Genomic DNA, 17,439 nt, shown 5'->3' with positions numbered 1-17,439 from the left:
CCTATGCCGACGGCGCGGCCGTGGTGCGGCGCGTCACCAGCGAGGGGGAGAGTTTGACCTGGACCGGCGGCTTGCCGCGGTCCGCTATGCGTTCCAGGACGAGCCGGGCCGCGTTCCGGCCGAGCTCATGGCCGGCCTGGTCCACGCTCGTCAGGGAGATCGGGCCGAACGCCGCGAAGGTCGTGTTGTCGTAACCCGCGACCGAGACGTCACCGGGCACCGAGAGGCCGGCTTCGGTGAGCGCATCCAGGACACCCATGGCGACGATGTCCGCGCCCGCGAAGACGGCCGTGGGCCGCCGGGGGCGCGCGAGCAGCTCTCGCATGCCGTCGTATCCGCCCTGCTGGGTGTAGCTGGTGGAGGCGACGTCGATCTCCGCGGCCATGCCCACGTTCCGCATGGCCTGCCGGTATCCGTCGGCGCGCTGGGTGTTGGGCATCTCGGCGATGCGTGTCGGATCGGTCTCGTGGTGCTCGATGTGCGCGATCCGGCGGTGCCCGAGCTCGGCCAGGTGACCGACGACCAGGGCCGCGCCCGCGACGTCGTCGGCCGCGACGGTGTCGTACACCGGCGAGTGGCCGTGGCGGCCGACCACGACGGTCGGCACGACGGAGGCGACAGCTTCCAAACGGGTGCGCGACGAGACGGGGGCGACCAGGACGAGGCCGTCCATACCGCGGTCGATCATGGCCTCGATGACCCGGGCCTCCTCCCTTTCACCGTTGCAGCCCGGGCCCAGGAGGACCTGGTACTCGCTGTCCGCCAGGCAGCCGGTGATGCCGTCGAGGATCTCGGGGAAGAAGGGGTTGCGGATGTCGGGCAGCATCACGCCGATCGTATACGTCTGCCCGCGCAACGCCCGCGCCGCCGCCAGGGGCCGGTAGCCCAGCTCGTCGATCGCCTGGCGCACTTTCGCCCGCATCGCCGGGCTGGCACCGTAGGCGTTGCGCAGCACCTTGGACACGGCCGTAGTGGAGACCTGGGCGTGACGGGCGACGTCGATGATGGTGACGCGACGGGGTGATGCGGGCGGCTCCATGTGACTTCCTCCGACGCCGTGGGCAACGTTGGCTGAAAGTGTACGGACGAACCTCCACCTCGGTAAGGGGCGGCTCTCTGGCCGGGGCCGCCCCGTTCGACGCGTAACCGTAACAATCCTGCAGCGTGCGCAGCGTCTTGACGTCACGCAGAGCGCTCTCTAGGGTCTGGCAACACCCGGTGGGAAACGTTACCCACTGGGCCGCCGAGGGCGTGTCATTCGGCGCCGCCCGCATCCCGCAATCCAAGAAGTCGGCAGGTACCTCAGCCCGTCCAGCTGGTACGCCCCTCACCGAGCACTCTTTGAAACGTTTCAAGGAAGCAGGTCCGCCTGTGACTCTCGCCTCGAATGCCCAACTCCCGGACCGCAGCCACCCTCCGGACCGTGCCCCCGCGGACTCGGTCCGTCGCGCCCGTACCACGCCGCCGTGGTGGTTCATGGCGCCGGCCCTGCTCCTGTTCGCCTTCGTCGTCCTGGTGCCGAGCGCTCGCGGTGTGTACTACGCGTTCACCGACTGGGACGGCCTCGATCCCCACTACGGCTTCGTGGGCCTGGGCAATTTCGCCGACATGGTCCGTGACGGCGACGCGGTGCAGGCCGTGTGGCACACCCTGCTGATCGCCGTGTCGATCACGGTCGTGCAGAACGCGGTGGGACTGCTGCTCGCCCTCGGCGTCAACTCGGCCATCAGGACCCGCAACGTGCTCAGGGTGTTCCTGTTCGCCCCCGCGGTGGTCACCCCGATCGTCACCGCCTACCTGTGGCGCAACCTGCTCGGCCCGGACGGTGCGGTCAACAGCCTGCTCGGCGCGGTGGGTCTGGGCGCCTGGCGGCAGGACTGGCTGGGCAGTCCGGACCTGGCGCTGTGGGCGGTGGTCGGGGTGATCGTGTGGCAGTTCGCGGGCTACTCGATGGTCATCTTCCTGGCGGGACTGCAGTCCGTGCCCCAGGAGGTCCACGAGGCGGCGGCGCTCGACGGGGCCGGTCCGGTACGCCGCTTCTGGTCGGTGACCCGGCCGCTGCTCGCCCCGGCGTTCACGATCAACCTGATGCTGTCGATCATCGGCGGGATCAAGCTCTTCGACCAGGTCTATGCGCTGACCGGCGGCGGGCCCGGGCACGCGACCGACACCCTGTCGACCCTCATCTACAAGGACGCCTTCACGCTAGGCGAGTTCGGCTACAGCATCGCCCTCGCGGTGGTCCTCACGATCGTCGTGGCGGTCGTCTCCACCGGACAGTACGCGGCGCTCTCCCGCAGCGAGAGGGCCGCCGCATGAACCGCTACCGCCCGCGCACCCTCGCACTCGAACTGGCCATGATCGCCGCCGCCCTGGTGGTCGGCTTCCCGCTCTACGTCCTGGTCAACCTCGCCGTACGGCCGGCGTCGGACAACACGTCGCCGCTGCGCCCGACCGCTTCGCCGACCCTGGAGAACTTCACCCACGCCTGGCAGCAGGGCTCGCTCGGCGGGGCTCTGGCCAACAGTGTGCTGGTCACGGTGTGCAGCGTCGTGATCGTCCTGGCCGTCTCCGCCCTCGCCGCCTTTCCACTGGCACGCGTGACGGCCCGCTGGTCGCGCGGCACCTACCTGCTCGTCCTGCTCGGCCTGGTGCTGCCCTTCCAGCTCGCCTCGCTCCCGCTCTACCAGACCATGCGCGACCTCGGCCTCCTCGGCACCCCCTGGGCACTCGTCCTCTTCTACTCCGGCCTCCAGGTGCCGTTCACCGTCTTCCTCTACGTCGGTTTCCTGCGCGCCCTGCCTCGTGACTTCGAGGACGCGGCGCTGATCGACGGCTGCACCCCGCTGCAGGGTTTCCGGCACGTCGTCCTGCCGATGCTCAAACCCGTCACCGTGACCGCCCTCGTCCTCAACGCGGTCGCCGTCTGGAACGACTTCTTCACCCCGCTGCTGTACCTCAGCGGAAGCGCCCAGCAGACCATGCCGGTCGCGATCGCCGGCTTCGTCGGTCAGTACGTCACCGACTGGAACCTCATCTTCGCCGCCCTGGTGATCAGCATCCTGCCCGTCCTGCTCGTCTACTTCCTCCTGCAACGCAGCATCATCAACGGCTTTGCCGGAGGGCTGCGGGGATGAGCCCCGCCTTCTGCTCCTCGAAGGAGACACCATGAAGACACGCACACTCACGGCTCTGGTCGCCACGACGACGGCCGCCGCCCTGCTCGCCGCCTGCAGCGGCGGCACCCAGGCCCGGGGCTCCGGTGGCGGCGGCTCCAAGACGCTGACCCTCGCCTCGGTCGACCAGGGCTCCGTCGAGGACGTCGTCAAGGCGTTCGAGCAGGCCAACCCGGGCGTCAAGGTCCGGTACACCACCAGCGGCGCTGACCAGTACCAGCAGCAGATCCGCACCCAGCTGTCCTCCGGCACCGCACCGGACGTGATGTCGGTCTGGCCCGGCAACGGAAACCCGGGCGCCACCTACGTCCTCGCCAAGCCCGGCTACCTCCGCGACCTCTCGGACCAGCCCTGGGCCGGGAAGATGCCTGAGGCGATGAAGAGCGTCGCCCAGTACCAGGGCAAGACGTACACCGCGGTCTTCGGGCAGAACGGCATCGGCGCGGTCTACAACCAGCAGGCCATGGCGAAGGCCGGGCTCACCCCGCCGGACACCTGGACGAAGCTGCTGGCCTTCTGCCGGGCCGCCAAGGCGAAGGGAACCCCCGCGTTCGCGCTGGGCATCCAGGACAACTGGGTGACCCAGCTCGTGCTCTACTCGCTGGTCGCCACCACCGTCTACGGCCCCGACCGCGGCTTCGACCAGAAGATGCAGTCCGGGCAGACGACCTTCGCGCAGTCCGCGTGGACCACGGCCCTGAACAAGTACGTGACGATGGAGAAGACCGGCTGCTTCCAGAAGAACCCGCTGGGCACCAACTACGAGGCCAGCCAGCAGCTTGCCGCCACCGGCAAGACGCTCGGCATCGTCCAGGGCAACTGGGTCATCGCCCTCCTCAAGCAGAAGAACCCGCAGGGCACCTTCGCCCTCAAGGCTCTCCCGGCGACGGACGACCCGTCCCAGACCGTCATCCCGGCCGCGGCGGGCGCCGGCTACAGCGTCAACGCCAAGGCCAAGAACCCCGAACTGGCCCTGAAGTTCGTGGACTTCGTGATGTCCCCCGAGGGCATGAACCTGTTCGTCAAGAAGCAGGGCGGCCTGCCCTCCCTCCCGGACACGGGTTTCGCGGTCGACCCCTCGCTCACCGAACTGTCCACGTTCATCAAGTCGAACCGCACCGTGCCCTTCATGGACCAGCGCTGGCCCAACGCCAAGGTGCAGCAGACCATGCTCAGCGGCCTCCAGGAGATCTTCAGCGGGCAGTCCACGCCCGACAAGCTCCTCAAGGAGATGGACACCGACTACAAGGCCGGCTCGTGAGCGCGGTGCCGGCGGCCGAGAGGACAACGGAGTGAGCCATGACGAGCGCGACACGGGCGACGTGCGGCTTGACGGGAGAGGAAGTGGAGACGATGGCAGACAGCGCACGACGGGACCCCGCCGCCGGACCCTGCTCGCGGCGACCGCGGGCGCGGTGCCGGTAGTGGCGGCCCTGACCGGCGGCACTGCACAGGCCGCACCGAATCGCCCCATGGAGGATGGCGCCGTGTACGGACTGACGGTGGAGCACCGCATCGACCCGCTCGGCGTGGACGCCACGCACCCCCGCTTCGGCTGGCTGATGCGGGCCGTCGGACGCGGGCGGAGCCAGGGCGCGTACGAGATCGCCGTGGCCAGTTCGCCTGGAAAGCTGACCGGCGGCAGAGCCGACGTCTGGAACAGCGGCCGGGTCCGGTCCACCGACTCGGTGGCCGTCCGCTACGGTGGCCCGCCCCTCACCGCCTCGAACCGCTACTACTGGACCGTCACCGTCTGGGACACCGCGGGCCGCCTGGTCGGCAGCGGACCCGTGGCCTGGTTCGAGACGGGCCTGATGAGCACGGACGGCGTCACCGGCTGGGACGGCGCGCAGTGGATCGGGATGACAGGCAAGACGCCGAACTCGCCCGGCGCCCCGATGCTGCGCACCGAAGCCCCACTGCGCAGCCGGGTCCGCGAGGCGCGGCTCTACGTCTCCGCCCTCGGGATCTACGACCTGCACGTCAGCGGCCACCAGGTGACCGTCCCGCAGGACGGCGCCGCAACCCTGGAACTGCTCGCCCCTGGCTGGACGAACTACGACGCGCGCGCCAACTACCTCACTTACGACGTCACGCACCTCGTGGCCCGGGAACCGGCCGTCACCCTGGCGGCCGTCCTCGGCAACGGCTGGTACAACGGCCGTATCTCCGAGGGAAGCACCTACTACTCCGAGGACGGCAACGCCCTCGCCCTCAAGGCCAGGCTGCTGATCCGCTACACCGACGGCACGAGCGAGTCCGTCGTCACCCGGGCGGAAGGTTCGTGGAAGGCCACCGACACCGGTCCCTACCGGGCCGACGACATCTACGACGGCCAGACCTACGACGCCCGAGCGGAGCTGCCCGGCTGGACGTCGTCCGGCTTCGACGACTCCGCCTGGTCGGACACCGAACGCGTCTCCTATGAGACCAGGTACCCCGACGCGCGGCTCACCGCCTACCCGGCCGAGACCGCCCGGTTGATGAGCCGCTGGGACCGCCGCCCGCAGTCGATCACCGTCTGCACGGGCGTGACCGGCGAGGGCAAGGGCAGAGTCGTCGTCGACCCCGACCGGACGGTGACCGACCCGCACCGGGCGGTCTCCGCCCACGTCACCATCGGCGCCGGCGACACCGCGATCTTCGACCTGGGCCAGAACATGGTCGGCGTACCCCGCTACCGCCTGCGCGGTCCGGCCGGAGCCCAGGTCACCTTCCGGTTCGGCGAGATGCTCAACGACAGCAGCGCCGGCGCCGACGGCCCCGAAGGCTCCCTCTACCGGGCCAACCTCCGCAGCGCCAAGGCCACCAGCACCTACATCCTCAAGGGCGACCGCCACGGCGAGACCCACCAGGACTCCCTGACCTTCTACGGCTTCCGGTACGCCTCCGTCACCGCGACCGAGACGGTCACGATCACCGGCCTGACCGGCAAGGTCGCCACCTCCGCGACCGAGGAGACCGGCACCGTCACCACGGATGACGCCGACACCAACCAGCTCATCAGCAACATCCGTTGGGGGCAGCGTGGCAACTACCTCTGGGTGCCCACCGACTGCCCGCAGCGCGACGAGCGCCTCGGCTGGACCGGCGACACCCAGGTCTTCGCCACCACGGGCCTGTACAACGCGGACGCCGGTCTCTTCCTCGACCACTTCCAGCACACCGTCATCGACTCCCAGACCATCTACGGGCAGGACAAGGCCCAGTTCACCGGGGTCGCCCCGGGCGGACGCTACAACTTCCCCGGCGGCGGCAGCGGTTGGGCGGACTGCGGGGTCGTGCTGCCGTGGACGCTGTGGCAGATGACCGGCGACCCGGCCGTCGTCGACAGCAGTTGGCCGGCTATGACCCGTTACCTCGACTGGATCCGGGAGCAGACCGGCGACACCTACGCCGGGCAGGGCTCCCTCACCGGCGACTGGCTCGCCCCGCAGAAAACCAGCGCGCAGCTCATGAGCGACGTCTACTACGGCTATGTCGCCCAGCTCATGGCGCAGATGGCCCGAGCCACCGACCGCCCGGCCGAGGCCGCCGCCTACGAGCAGCTCTTCGGCGACATCAAGAGGGCGTTCATCACCAAGTACCTCAGCACCGAGGACGGCACGGTCATCCTGAAGTCCAGCCTCGGCGACGCCTCCCCGATCGAACCGGGCTCCGACCCCGACCAGAAGACCGAGGACAACAGCCAGACCGCCCTCCTGTGGGTCCTCAAGCTCGGCTTCTACGACACCGAGGCCCAACACCGGGCCCTGGTCGGCCACTTGGCGGACAACATTGGCAACGACGCGGCCTACAAGGCAGCCCATCCGAAGAGCAGCCGGGTCAAGTACGCCGAGAACACGCTGTCGGTGGGCTTCCTCGGCGTCAACGTCCTCGCCCCCGTCCTCAGTGACGAGGGCCGCACGGACCTGGCGTACAAGCTGCTGCACCAGGACGCGCTGCCGTCCTGGCTGTTCTCGGTGCGAGGCGGCGCCACCACCGTCTGGGAGCGCTGGAACTCCTACTCCAGGACCGACGGGTTCGGCCCGGTCAGCATGAACTCCTTCAACCACTACGCCTACGGCGCCGTCATGGAGTGGATGTACGCCTACATGGCCGGCATCGCTCGTGACCCCGACAACCCCGGCTTCAAGCACTTCGTGCTGCAACCGCACCTCGATCCCACCGGGAAGATCACCCATGTCGCGGGCACCCACCAGTCGCCGTACGGCGAGATCAGGAGCGAATGGCGGATCACGGACGGCGGCGAGACGTTGTCGTACGACCTGACGGTCCCGGCCAACAGCGAGGCCACGCTGCGACTCACAGCCGTCTCCGCCGACTCCGTCCGAGAAGGACGCACCCCGCTGTCGAGCGTGGCCGGCGTGCGCTTCCTCGGGCACGCCGACGGCACCGCCTCCTACCTGCTGCCCTCCGGCTCGTACCGCCTGACGAGCAGCCTGCGCTGACCCCGCGCGGACCTTTCCACACCCGCGACTGAAACGTTTCATAGCATTCGAAGGGAAGCCCTGGTGAGAGGCACCCACACTGGTGCGGCCGCGCTCGCGGCCGCACTGGCACTCACCGTCTCCGGCGTGGCCCATGCCGCGCCCGGGACGCACCGTTCCACCCATCCGTACGCCGTCGACCTGAAGACGGAGAACAAGGTCGACCCGATCGGCATCGACGATCGCGCGCCCCTGCTCTCCTGGCGTTCGGCGGGCAGTCCGCAGACCGCGTACGAGATCAGGGCGGCCCACTCGGCGGACGCCCTGCGCAAGGGCCGGGCCGACGTATGGCGAACGGGCAAGGTCGTCTCGTCCGTGTCCACGGGCATCCCCTTCTCCGCCGCGCTCACGGCCCGGGAGACGGTCGCCTGGCAGGTCCGCGTCTGGGACGGCGGCGGCCGTGTCTCCGACTGGAGTTCCCCGGCCACCTTCGAGATGGGCCTGCTGAACGCCTCGGACTGGTCCGCCCGTTGGATCGAGAACTCGTCCTACGACTACACCCGCCCCGACGGCACGGTGTCGCCGCTGCCCGTCTTCGGCAAGGCGTTCGCCGTACGCGGCAAGGTGGCCAAGGCCCGGCTGTACATGACCGGCCTGGGCATGTACGCCACCACGCTCAACGGGAGGCCTGTCAGCACGAACGTGCTGGAGCCCGGCCAGACGACGTACTCCGCCGAGGTCGACTACCGCACCTACGACCTCACCCGCCAACTCCGGTACGGCACGAACACGTTGGGCATCGAGACGGGCAGCGGCGCCTATCAGCGGGTCAAGACGCCCGGGCACTACTTCTTCGGAGGCCGCCTGGAGTCGTACACCGTCTACGGGGAGCCGAAGGCGATTGCCCAGCTGGAGATCACCTACACCGACGGCCGGCGCGAAACCTTGGGCACGGACACCTCCTGGCGTACCGCCCTCGGCCCCACGACGTACTCGTCCTGGTGGAGCGGCGAGGAGTACGACGCCCGTCGCTCCGCGACCGCCCCCACCTCCGCGACCCGACTGGACGGGCCCGACTGGCAGAACGCGTCCCTGGCCGAGCTCACCTCCACCACGACCCCGCGGGACACCACGCCGTTGCGGGCCGACCCGCGGCCCCCGGTCACGGTCGCCGAGACCGTCGAGCCGGTGTCCGTCACGCCGGACGGCAAGGGGGCGTACCTCCTCGACTTCGGCGCCAACCGCTCCGGTTGGCCCAGCCTGCGGGTGTCCGGGCCCGCCGGGACCACGGTCTCCATGATCCCGGCGGAGAAGCTCGACGCCGACGGGAGCCTGGACATCTCCTCCACGGGCGCCACGGCCGCGAACCAGATCGCCTACCGCTACACCCTCTCCGGGCACGGCAGGGAGACCTGGCACCCGCGCTTCACCTACAGCGGCTTCCGCTATCTGAAGGTCGACGGCCTGCCCGCCGCGCCCAAGGCCGGCACCGTCACCATGCAGGTGGTCCACGCGTCGAACCCCAGGGCCAGTGACTTCACCTCGTCGAACCAGCTCATCAACGAGATCCACGCCATCACGCTCCGGGCGACGCAGAGCAACATGATGTCGGTCCTCACCGACTGCCCGGACCGCGAGAAGGGCCCGTACACTGGCGACAACCTGCACAACATAGACGCCCTGCTCACCGACTACGACCTGTCCTCCTACGAGCCGCAGCTGGTCCGCAACATGGCCACCGCGCAGCGGCAGCCCGGCGACGAGTCACCGGGGCTGATCGCGAACATCGCTCCGGAGTTCCACCGGGTCGCCCCGGTCAAACTCCAGTATCCGCAGGGGACGATCGAGTTCCTCGACGAGGTCAACTGGGGCAGCGCCGTCATCCGCATCCCCTGGCAGCTGTACAAGACCTACGGGGACACCCGGACCATGTCGCTGTACTACGACAACATGGTCAAGTGGCTCGACTACGAAGCCGCCAACAAGGCCGCGAACAACGGCGACATCCCGGGCCTCGGCGACTGGTCCGCCGCCGACAACACCACCCCCATGCAACTGGCGATCCTCGCCGGCTACTACACCGCCGCGCACGACATGGCGCAGATCGCGCAGGTGCTGGACAAGAAGGCGGATCAGGTGAAGTACGCCGCGCTCGCCTCGACCCTGGCCGGCGAGTTCACCACCAGGTTCCGCCACGAGGACGCCCAGGGGGTCTACTACGGGAGTGACAGCGAGACCTCGAACGCGATGGCGCTGGACGCCGGCCTGGTGCCCGCCGCCGACCGGCAGCAGGTCCTGGACCGGCTGGTCGCCTCCGTCCGCACGGCCGGCAACCACATCACCAGCGGCTCGGTCGGGCTCGGCCCGCTCTTCCGGGCCCTGCACGCGGGCGGACGCGACGACGTCCTCTACGACATGGTCGTCAACCCCACCTCACCCGGTTACGGCTACCTCGTCACCAGCGGCCACACCACCCTCGCCGAGTCCCTCGACGGCTCCGGCTCCCAGAACCACCACTTCCTCGGCCAGGTCGACGCCTGGCTGGTCAACGGGCTCGCCGGCATCAACCAGACGCCGGAATCGGTCGGTTACCGCGAGCTGGAGATCGCTCCGGCCGTCGTCGGGGACCTCACCCACGCCTCCGGCAGCTACCGCACGCCCCAAGGACTGGTGAGCAGCGACTGGCGGAAGGACAGCCGCGGCCACTTCACCCTGAAGGTCCGTGTCCCGGTGGGCAGCACGGCCGTGGTCCGCGCGCCCGCGGACGCCCAGGACAACGTCATCGCCACCGGATCCAGGCGGCCGACGCCCGAGGCCCGCACCGCCTCCACCGCGTCCTACCGGGTCTCCGCAGGCGACTACACCTTCGTCGTGGGCTGACCTGCCGACACATCCTGCCGGTGCCGGGCTCCGCGCCCGGCACCGGCAGACCCGTGGCGGATGTCAGCCCTTGATGGCGCCGGTGAGTACGCCGGTCCTGAAGTGCCTCTGCATGAAGGGGTACACGACCAGCAACGGCACCAGGGTCAGTACGACCACTGCCATCTGCAGGGACAGGGGTGCGGTCTCCGCGTGGGCGTTGCCGAAACCGTTGTTGACGGAACCCGGCAGGCCGTTGCCGCGGTTGACGTAGGTGAGCAGGACGTACTGCAGGGGCCATTTCTGGCTCTCCGTGGGCATGTAGAGCATGACGTTGAAGAACGCGTTCCAGTAGCCGACGGCGTAGAAGAGGGTGATGGCAGCGGTCACCGCGCGGGACGTGGGAAGCACCACCGACCACAGGATCCGCCAGTCACCGGCCCCGTCCATCCGGGCGGCGTCGATGAGCTCCGCCGAGGTGCTGGAGTAGAAGGAGCGCAGCACGAGGATGTTGAAGACCGACACCGCGCTGGGCAGGATCAGGGACCAGTACCGGCCGTAGCCGCCGAGGCCGGTGACGACCAGGAAGGTCGGGATCAGGCCGCCGCTGACGAACATGGTGACGACCAGCAGGGCCAGGATGGGCCGGTGCCCGTAGGAGCGGGCGCGGGAGAGGCCGTAGGCGCACAGCACGGACACGACCATGGAGAGCGCGGTGCCGATGACGGTGATGCCGAGGCTCACCAGAACCGAGGTGCGTACGGTCGGGTCGCCCAGCATCTCCCGGTAGGCGGAGGTGGTGAGGCCGTCCGGCCAGATGACCAGGCCGCCCGCGCGGTTGACGGCTGCCTGGGTGGAGAAGCTGGTGACCACGATGATCCACAGGGGGACCAGGACGGCTGCGACGACCAGGGTGAGCGCCGTGCCCTTGCCGGTGTTCCCCGCGAGTGTTGGCTGCCCGTCCCAGACCGGACGTCTGCCGCTGCCGCGTCGGCGCAGCGGGATGGCGGTGCTCATGAGCGGTACAACCCGTCCTCTCCGAAGGCGTGCGCGATCTTGTTCGCGCCCCAGATCAGCAGCAGCGAGATGACGCTCTTGAAGAGGCCGGCCGCGGCGCCGTAGCTGTAGTTGTTGGTGGCGATGCCGTAGTAGAAGGAGAAGGTGTCCAGCACGTCCGCCGCCTGGTGGCCCACGGCCACGCGCTGGAGCAGGAGTTGCTCGAAGCCCACGGTCAGGGCGTTGCCCAGGCGCAGCACCAGCATCAGGACGATCACGCCGCGCATCCCGGGCAGCGTGATGTGCCACATGCGGCGCCAGGGGCCGGCTCCGTCCACCGTCGCGGCCTCGTAGAGGGTGGTGTCGATGGCGGCGAGCGCGGCGAGGAAGACGATGATGCCCCAGCCGGCCTCCTTCCAGACGGCCTGGAAGGTGACCAGCAGCGCGAAGGTGTGCGAGTTGGTCATGACGTCCCAGGTGCCGAGGTCGTGCTGGCGCAGGAACTGGTTGAGCACGCCGGCGCCGCCGAGCATCTGCTGGAAGATGGTGATCGTCAGCACCCAGGAGAAGAAGTGCGGCAGATAGACGATCGACTGGATCAGATTGCGCAGCCGCTCGCTGAGCACGGTGTTGAGCAGCAGGGCCAGGGCGATCGGGATGGGGAAGAAGAGGATCAGCTGGACGAAGCTCAGGTAGAGCGTGTTCCGCAACGCGCCCCAGAACAAGGGGTCCTGAAAGAGGGCGGTGAACTGCTCCAGGCCCGCCCACTGGCTGTGCCACACGCCGACCAGCGGGTCGTAGTACTGGAAGGCCGTGATCAGGCCGAAGAGCGGTGCGTAGTTGAAGACCAGGAGCAGGACGACGGCCGGGATCGTCATGATGACGAGGGACCGGTCCCGGCGCAGCCGGATCCGCCAGTGGAGTTTGACGTGTCCGTGCTGCACGGGCGCCTTGGCCTGGTGCTGGTCGGTCTCGGCGGCGACTGAGGCGGCCATGGTTCCGGCTCCCCTCACTGCCCTGTGCCGTACTTCTCCAGGACGTTGCTTGTCAGCCATTGCCTGAGCCGGTCGCCGCTGCTCTTCCAGGCGGAGATCGCGTCCTGGACGTCGGAGACCTTCTGCTTGCCGTGGCAGCAGTCCTTGATCGTGTCCTCGACCGACTGGGCCGCGTCCGCGGTGGCCAGCGTGGCGGGCAGGCTGATGTTCATGTTCCAGAACACCGGCTTGTAGAGGTACTCGACGTTGGCGGCCTGCCAGGCGGCGAAGTCCTTGGTCACCTGGTCGGCGCCGGGGTTGCTGATCACCTGGGGGCAGGAGGCCAGGAAGGAGTAGGTCTGCGGCTGCACGTACTTCTTGCCGGCGTCGGTGAAGGTGGGAACGCCCTTGACCATGGTGTGGTGGACGCCTTCGACTCCGTAGTTGACCATGGTGTACTCGGCCGAACCGTAGGGTGCGGCCAAGTAGTCGGCGACGGCCAGCAGTTCCTCGATCTGGTCCTTCTTCAGCCTGCGGTTGAGGTAGCTGATGGTGCCGGTGGAGTTGCCGAGGAACAGGCTGGGCTTGGAACTTCCGTCGGCCGCGAAGATGTTGACGGCGCCCCGCCGGTAGTTCTTGTCGGCGGCCGCCCCGGACTGCTGGTCGCTCAGGTTCCACGCCCCGGTGCCGCCACCGGAGATCAGTACCTTCCCGGCGTAGAACCGGGTGGCTCCGGCAGCGTCCTGCCCGGCCAGCGCGTCAGGATGGACGTACCCGGCCTTGGCGAGCTTGTAGTGCCAGTCGAGTGCCTCCAGGAACTCCGGCATCTCGTACTTGTTGACCAGCTTGCCGTTCTCGACCTTCCACTTGTTGGGCACGCCCCAGAAGGGGAAGAGGTAGGTCCACACGTCGTCGAAGGCCCAGACGCCCCGCTTGGCGTCGGTGAGTTCCTTGCCGAGGGCGAACAGGTCGTCGGCGGACTTGACATGGTCGGCGGTGACGCCCTTGGTCTCCAGGATGTCGCGCCGGTAGAAGGTGGTGCCCGAGACGACGGCGCTGCTGGAGTACGACGGTATGCCGTAGATCTTGTTGCCCCAGGCGCCGGCCTGCCAGGCGCCGCTGGGGATCGCCGCCAGGTTCGGATACTTCTTGATCTTGTCTCCGGCCAGGTACGGGGTGAGGTCGGCGAGCTGGGTGCCGGCCAGGCCGCCGGTGTTGAAACCGGAGTTCCACCAGGCCGGCAGCTGGATCCAGTCGGGCAGCTTCTTGGCCGAGGTCATCGTGGGGATGATGGTGAGGTAGTTGTTGCCGTCGGCCGGCTTGATCGTGAGGTCGAGACCCAGCGCCTTGTTCATTGCCTGGTAGAAGGAGTTGCCGGGGGAGGGGATGGTCCCCCAGAGCGGTGTGACCGCCGTGTAGCTGCCCCCCTTGCCGGGGACCGAGTCCACCGTCCGGGGCCGTGCGGCCGGGTAAGTGAGGAAGCCGGGGTCGGTGGCGATGTCCGTGCCGCCGGCCACCGAAGGGATGTCCGGCTTGACGGAGCTGTCGGGCACGTAGGCGGGGAGTACCGCCTTGAGGCCCTTCTTGGTGCTGGCTCCGCCGGAGCCCTGGCCGCCGCCGTTGCCGCAGGCGGACAGCAGCGGCGCCAGCGCGGCGGTGCCGGCCACGGCCACGGCCGTGTTCAGGAGGGTTCTGCGGTTCATCTGCTCAGTCATGGTCGGGCTGCTTTCGTGTCGAAGCGCTTCAACGACGGGCCTGGTGAGCTGACGACCTCGTACCGTCGAGGTCAGGCGGTTGTGCCGGTCACGGTGGTGTCGGTCCTGGTGACGTGGTAAGTCACCGTGGCGCCGCTCCAGAAGTGGAAGGTGAGCGTGGCCGGGGAGCCGTCCTTGAGCGAGTTGACGAAGTCGGCGGTCAGCTTGACGGAGTCGCCGGTGTACGCGGTGAAGGCGCTGTCCCACTGCTGGTACGGGGTCCAGCTCGCCGGGCCCGCGTTGCCGCCGTCGGAGTCGTACGTGGCCTCCATGGTCGCCAGCTGGTCACCGCGGAACCGGGTGGGGATCGTCAAGCCGTCGGTGTTGCCCGCCGCGTCCGACAGGGCGGGCGGGTCGTAGCCGATCAGGTCGATCCGCCACGGGACGCCACGGGAGAACCGGGCCTGGAGCGTCGCGTCGACGCCGTAGGCACGGTCGCCGGCGAGCTCGGTCAGCGCGGCGGACGTCAGCGTGAGCCGGTCGCCGGAGAGGGTGTAGTCCCTGCCCTTGAGCAGGTTGCGGGAGCCGTACCGGAGGCCCTGGAAGTCGGTGCCGTTGGTGTTGAGGGTGAGGGTCTGGCTCGTGATGGGGCTCGACTTCGGGAGGAACACCTGGTCGGTGGAGGCGGTGCCGGAGCGGGTGGTCCAGCTCGACCTGATCTGGGCGAACAGCTCGGGGTCCCGCCACTGCAGGGTGTCCCGGTTCAGGAACTGGCCGGCGTCCCACAGCATGGTGGTCAGCCTGCGTTTGCGGGCGTAGTTGCCCAGGAACTCGAAGTACTTGCGCTGCTCGCCGCGTTCGATGATGCCGGGCCGGTCGGGGTCGTAGGCGAGCAGGGCGTACTCGCCGACGATGACCGGGACGCCGTGGGCGACGAACGTGTTGTACACGCGGTCGAACTGATCGGTGAGGTCCTGCTGCACGGTGACGTCGAACCGGGTGTACCCGGCGATGTTCACGCTGAACGGCCAGAAGCCGTAGAAGTGGATCGTCGTGGCGACCATCGGGTCGTGCAGCGCGGTGAGTTCGACGGCCAGCGCGTCCAGCCGGCCCTGGTCGGAGTTGGTGTACAGAGTGGGCAGGACGAGCAGCCGGTGCGCATTGGCGCCGCCCGATCCGCGGACGATCCGGTGGAACTCGCGATCGAGCTCCGCCAGCAGCCGGTAGTTCTCGTCGTCACCCGAACTGCCGCTGAACGTCGGCTCGTTGATGCTCTCGAACACCAGCTTGGACGGCTCGTCGCGGAACTCCGCGGCGATCTGGGTCCAGGTGGCGTCGTACCTGGCGAGGACGGCGTCGTGGTCGGTCGAGAGGTTGTTGACCCACATCCAGGAGTCGTGGTGCATGTTCAGCAGCACGTACAGGTGCTCGTCCAGCGCCCAGTCGACGACCTGCCGTACCTTCGCCATCCATGCCGGGTCGATGGTGTAGGCCGGCCCGGCGCCCTGGTGGATGCCCCAGGTGACGGGCACCCGGATACTCCGGAAGCCCTGCGACCTGAGTTTCCTGAACAGCGCCCGGGTCACGGGCGGGTTGCCCCAGGAGGTCTCGTCGGGGATGGCGTCGTAGGTGTTGCCCAGGTTCCAGCCGGGCTGCATGGCCGCGACCATGGTGCGGGCGGCCGGGGCGCTCGGCGGGGGCTCTGGGGGATCGGCGGCGTGGGCCGTGGCGGGCACCAGCGGGAGCAGGGCCACCGCCAGGAGGAGCGCGGCCAGTCTCCGCAGGGGACGCGACGCGCGGTGCCGTCGCGGAAGGAATCTTGCCGGTCTCCTCGTCATCACGCGCACCTTTCGGTGGGTCGGCGGCTCGGACCCCGAGAGGTCACTGCCAGAAGCGTTCGACACGTGGGCTGGACTCTCGGTCGCCGGGGCGATCATCGGTCACCAGCTGTCGGGCGGGAACTGCGGCGAGAGAAAGTTTCGTTGTTCGCGGCGGAGAAATTAACATGAACATGTGCCCGAGGCCACAGGTTCAGCGGTAAGAGATGCGAGAATGCCGGGCACGGCACGCAAGCTGTCCAACCGGCTTTCGGGCCGGGCACCGGCGGATCGCGGCCGGTTCGACGATCGGGAAGGCGACCTTGGCGGACTACGCAGCAGACGGACGGGCCGGCCGGGACATCGAGGAGCCGGCCGACGGGGACGGCGTGGAGGGCGGCGAGACGAAGGCCGCTCCCAAGTCGGTCACGATCGCGTACATCGCCGAGTCGGCCGGTGTGTCGGTCCCGACCGTGTCCAAGGTGCTCAACGGCAAGTCGGGGGTGTCCGCGGACACCCGCGCCCGGGTCGAGGAACTCATCAACCGCTACGGCTACCGCAAGCCGGCCGGAGCCGGACGTAGCAACGTCGTGGAACTGGTCTTCCGCGAGCTGAAGGACATGTGGGCCGTGGAGATCATCCGGGGTGTGGAGCGGGTGGCCCGCCAGCACCGCGTCGGGGTCATGGTCTCGGAGTTCGGACTGCACGACGCGACCACCCCGATCTGGGAGGACACGGTCTCCCGGCGCCCGAACTGCGTACTGTCGGTGGCGCAGCTCTCCGAGGCCGAGCGTGAGCAACTGACGGCGAAGGGGATCCCGTTCGTCGTCTTCGACCCGATCATGGAACTGCCGGACGACGTGCCGTTCGTGGGGGCGACCAACTGGTCCGGTGGCCGGGCCGCGACCCGTCACCTGGCCGATCTGGGGCACCGGCGCATCGCGATGATCGGCGGTCCCGAGGACCAGCTGTGCTGCTCCGCCCGCCTCGACGGCTACCGCTCCGCGCTTCGCTCCGCCGGACTGGCGGCCGACCCGGAACTCGTCGTGCACGCCGACCTCACCCGCGAGGACGGTCTTACCGCGGCGCGTACCTTGCTCGACCTGCCCGAGCGCCCTACGGCGATCTTCGCGTCCAACGACCTCCAGGCCCTCGGTGTCTACCAGGCGGCGCGCGAGGTGGGCCTGCGTATTCCGGCCGATCTGAGCGTCGTGGGCTTCGACGACCTGCCGGTCGTGGCCTGGGTGGACCCGCCCCTGACCACCGTCCACCAGCCCCTGACCGAAATGGCCGTGGCCGCGACCGAACTGGCGCTCACCCTCGGCCGCGGCGAGCAGGCCCCCCAGGTCGGGCTGGAGATCGCGACGACCCTCACGGTGCGCTCCAGCACGGCACCGCCCTCGGCGGACTGACCTCGGAAATCCGGCTCCACCCTCCGGCCGCGGGGGGGGGGGCGGGCGGGGGGGGGCGCCCGCGCCGGCGGGGGGGGGGGC

11 protein-coding genes are annotated in these 17,439 nt (G+C 69.0%); 6 read left to right on the top strand and 5 right to left on the bottom strand.

All coding sequences use genetic code 11. From position 1 onward, the window contains the following. Position 1: 1 nt before the first annotated feature. Positions 2–1,039 carry a LacI family DNA-binding transcriptional regulator gene (locus ACIRR9_RS41775; protein WP_403763624.1) on the bottom strand — a complete coding sequence of 346 codons (1,038 nt, stop codon included), beginning with the start codon at positions 1,037–1,039 and terminating at the stop codon, positions 2–4. A 332-nt stretch (positions 1,040–1,371) separates the two neighbouring features. On the opposite strand from ACIRR9_RS41775, the gene ACIRR9_RS41770 reads away from it, so the two are divergent. The 5 genes from ACIRR9_RS41770 (at position 1,372) to ACIRR9_RS41750 (ending at position 10,486) form a co-directional block, all read left to right on the top strand. Continuing rightward, the gene (locus ACIRR9_RS41770) at positions 1,372–2,319 is read left to right on the top strand and encodes a carbohydrate ABC transporter permease (protein WP_403763621.1); all 948 of its coding nucleotides are present in this window, start codon (positions 1,372–1,374) and stop codon (positions 2,317–2,319) included. Next, positions 2,316–3,137, top strand: a complete 822-nt coding sequence (locus ACIRR9_RS41765; protein ID WP_403763619.1) for a carbohydrate ABC transporter permease — start codon at positions 2,316–2,318, stop codon at positions 3,135–3,137. The genes ACIRR9_RS41770 and ACIRR9_RS41765 overlap by 4 nt, the downstream gene beginning before the upstream one ends. Before the next feature lie 31 nt (positions 3,138–3,168). Continuing rightward, the gene (locus tag ACIRR9_RS41760) at positions 3,169–4,437 is read left to right on the top strand and encodes an ABC transporter substrate-binding protein (RefSeq protein ID WP_403763616.1); all 1,269 of its coding nucleotides are present in this window, start codon (positions 3,169–3,171) and stop codon (positions 4,435–4,437) included. Positions 4,438–4,648: 211 nt separating this feature from the next. Next, positions 4,649–7,627 (top strand): family 78 glycoside hydrolase catalytic domain, encoded by a 2,979-nt coding sequence (locus tag ACIRR9_RS41755; RefSeq protein ID WP_403763613.1) that lies wholly within the window; start codon positions 4,649–4,651, stop codon positions 7,625–7,627. A gap of 63 nt (positions 7,628–7,690) precedes the next feature. Beyond that, entirely contained in the window at positions 7,691–10,486 is a 2,796-nt protein-coding gene (locus ACIRR9_RS41750; protein ID WP_403763610.1) for a family 78 glycoside hydrolase catalytic domain, read from the top strand. Between the two features lie 63 nt (positions 10,487–10,549). Here ACIRR9_RS41750 and ACIRR9_RS41745 read toward each other — a convergent pair whose 3' ends face one another. The 4 genes from ACIRR9_RS41745 to ACIRR9_RS41730 all read right to left on the bottom strand — a co-directional run bounded on the left by ACIRR9_RS41745 (position 10,550) and on the right by ACIRR9_RS41730 (position 15,967). Then, entirely contained in the window at positions 10,550–11,482 is a 933-nt protein-coding gene (locus ACIRR9_RS41745) for a carbohydrate ABC transporter permease (protein ID WP_403763607.1), read from the bottom strand. Further along, positions 11,479–12,456, bottom strand: a complete 978-nt coding sequence (locus ACIRR9_RS41740) for an ABC transporter permease (RefSeq protein ID WP_403763604.1) — start codon at positions 12,454–12,456, stop codon at positions 11,479–11,481. The genes ACIRR9_RS41745 and ACIRR9_RS41740 overlap by 4 nt, the downstream gene beginning before the upstream one ends. Before the next feature lie 14 nt (positions 12,457–12,470). After that, complete coding sequence (locus ACIRR9_RS41735; RefSeq protein WP_403763601.1) at positions 12,471–14,150, bottom strand: ABC transporter substrate-binding protein; 1,680 nt, start codon at positions 14,148–14,150, stop codon at positions 12,471–12,473. Positions 14,151–14,221: 71 nt separating this feature from the next. Next, a complete protein-coding gene (locus ACIRR9_RS41730) occupies positions 14,222–15,967 on the bottom strand; it encodes a cellulase family glycosylhydrolase (RefSeq protein ID WP_403763598.1) in 1,746 nt (581 codons plus the stop codon). 302 nt (positions 15,968–16,269) lie between these two features. Between ACIRR9_RS41730 and ACIRR9_RS41725 the strand changes: the two genes are divergently transcribed. After that, a complete protein-coding gene (locus tag ACIRR9_RS41725) occupies positions 16,270–17,358 on the top strand; it encodes a LacI family DNA-binding transcriptional regulator (RefSeq protein ID WP_403763595.1) in 1,089 nt (362 codons plus the stop codon). Positions 17,359–17,439 lie beyond the last annotated feature (81 nt).

Origin of the sequence: Streptomyces sp. NPDC101234, from assembly GCF_044767525.1 — a bacterium.
In the GTDB taxonomy this organism is placed as follows: domain Bacteria; phylum Actinomycetota; class Actinomycetes; order Streptomycetales; family Streptomycetaceae; genus Streptomyces; species Streptomyces sasae.
The sequence above is the reverse complement of the archived record's forward strand: the minus strand, read 5'-3'. Positions and strand labels throughout refer to the sequence as shown.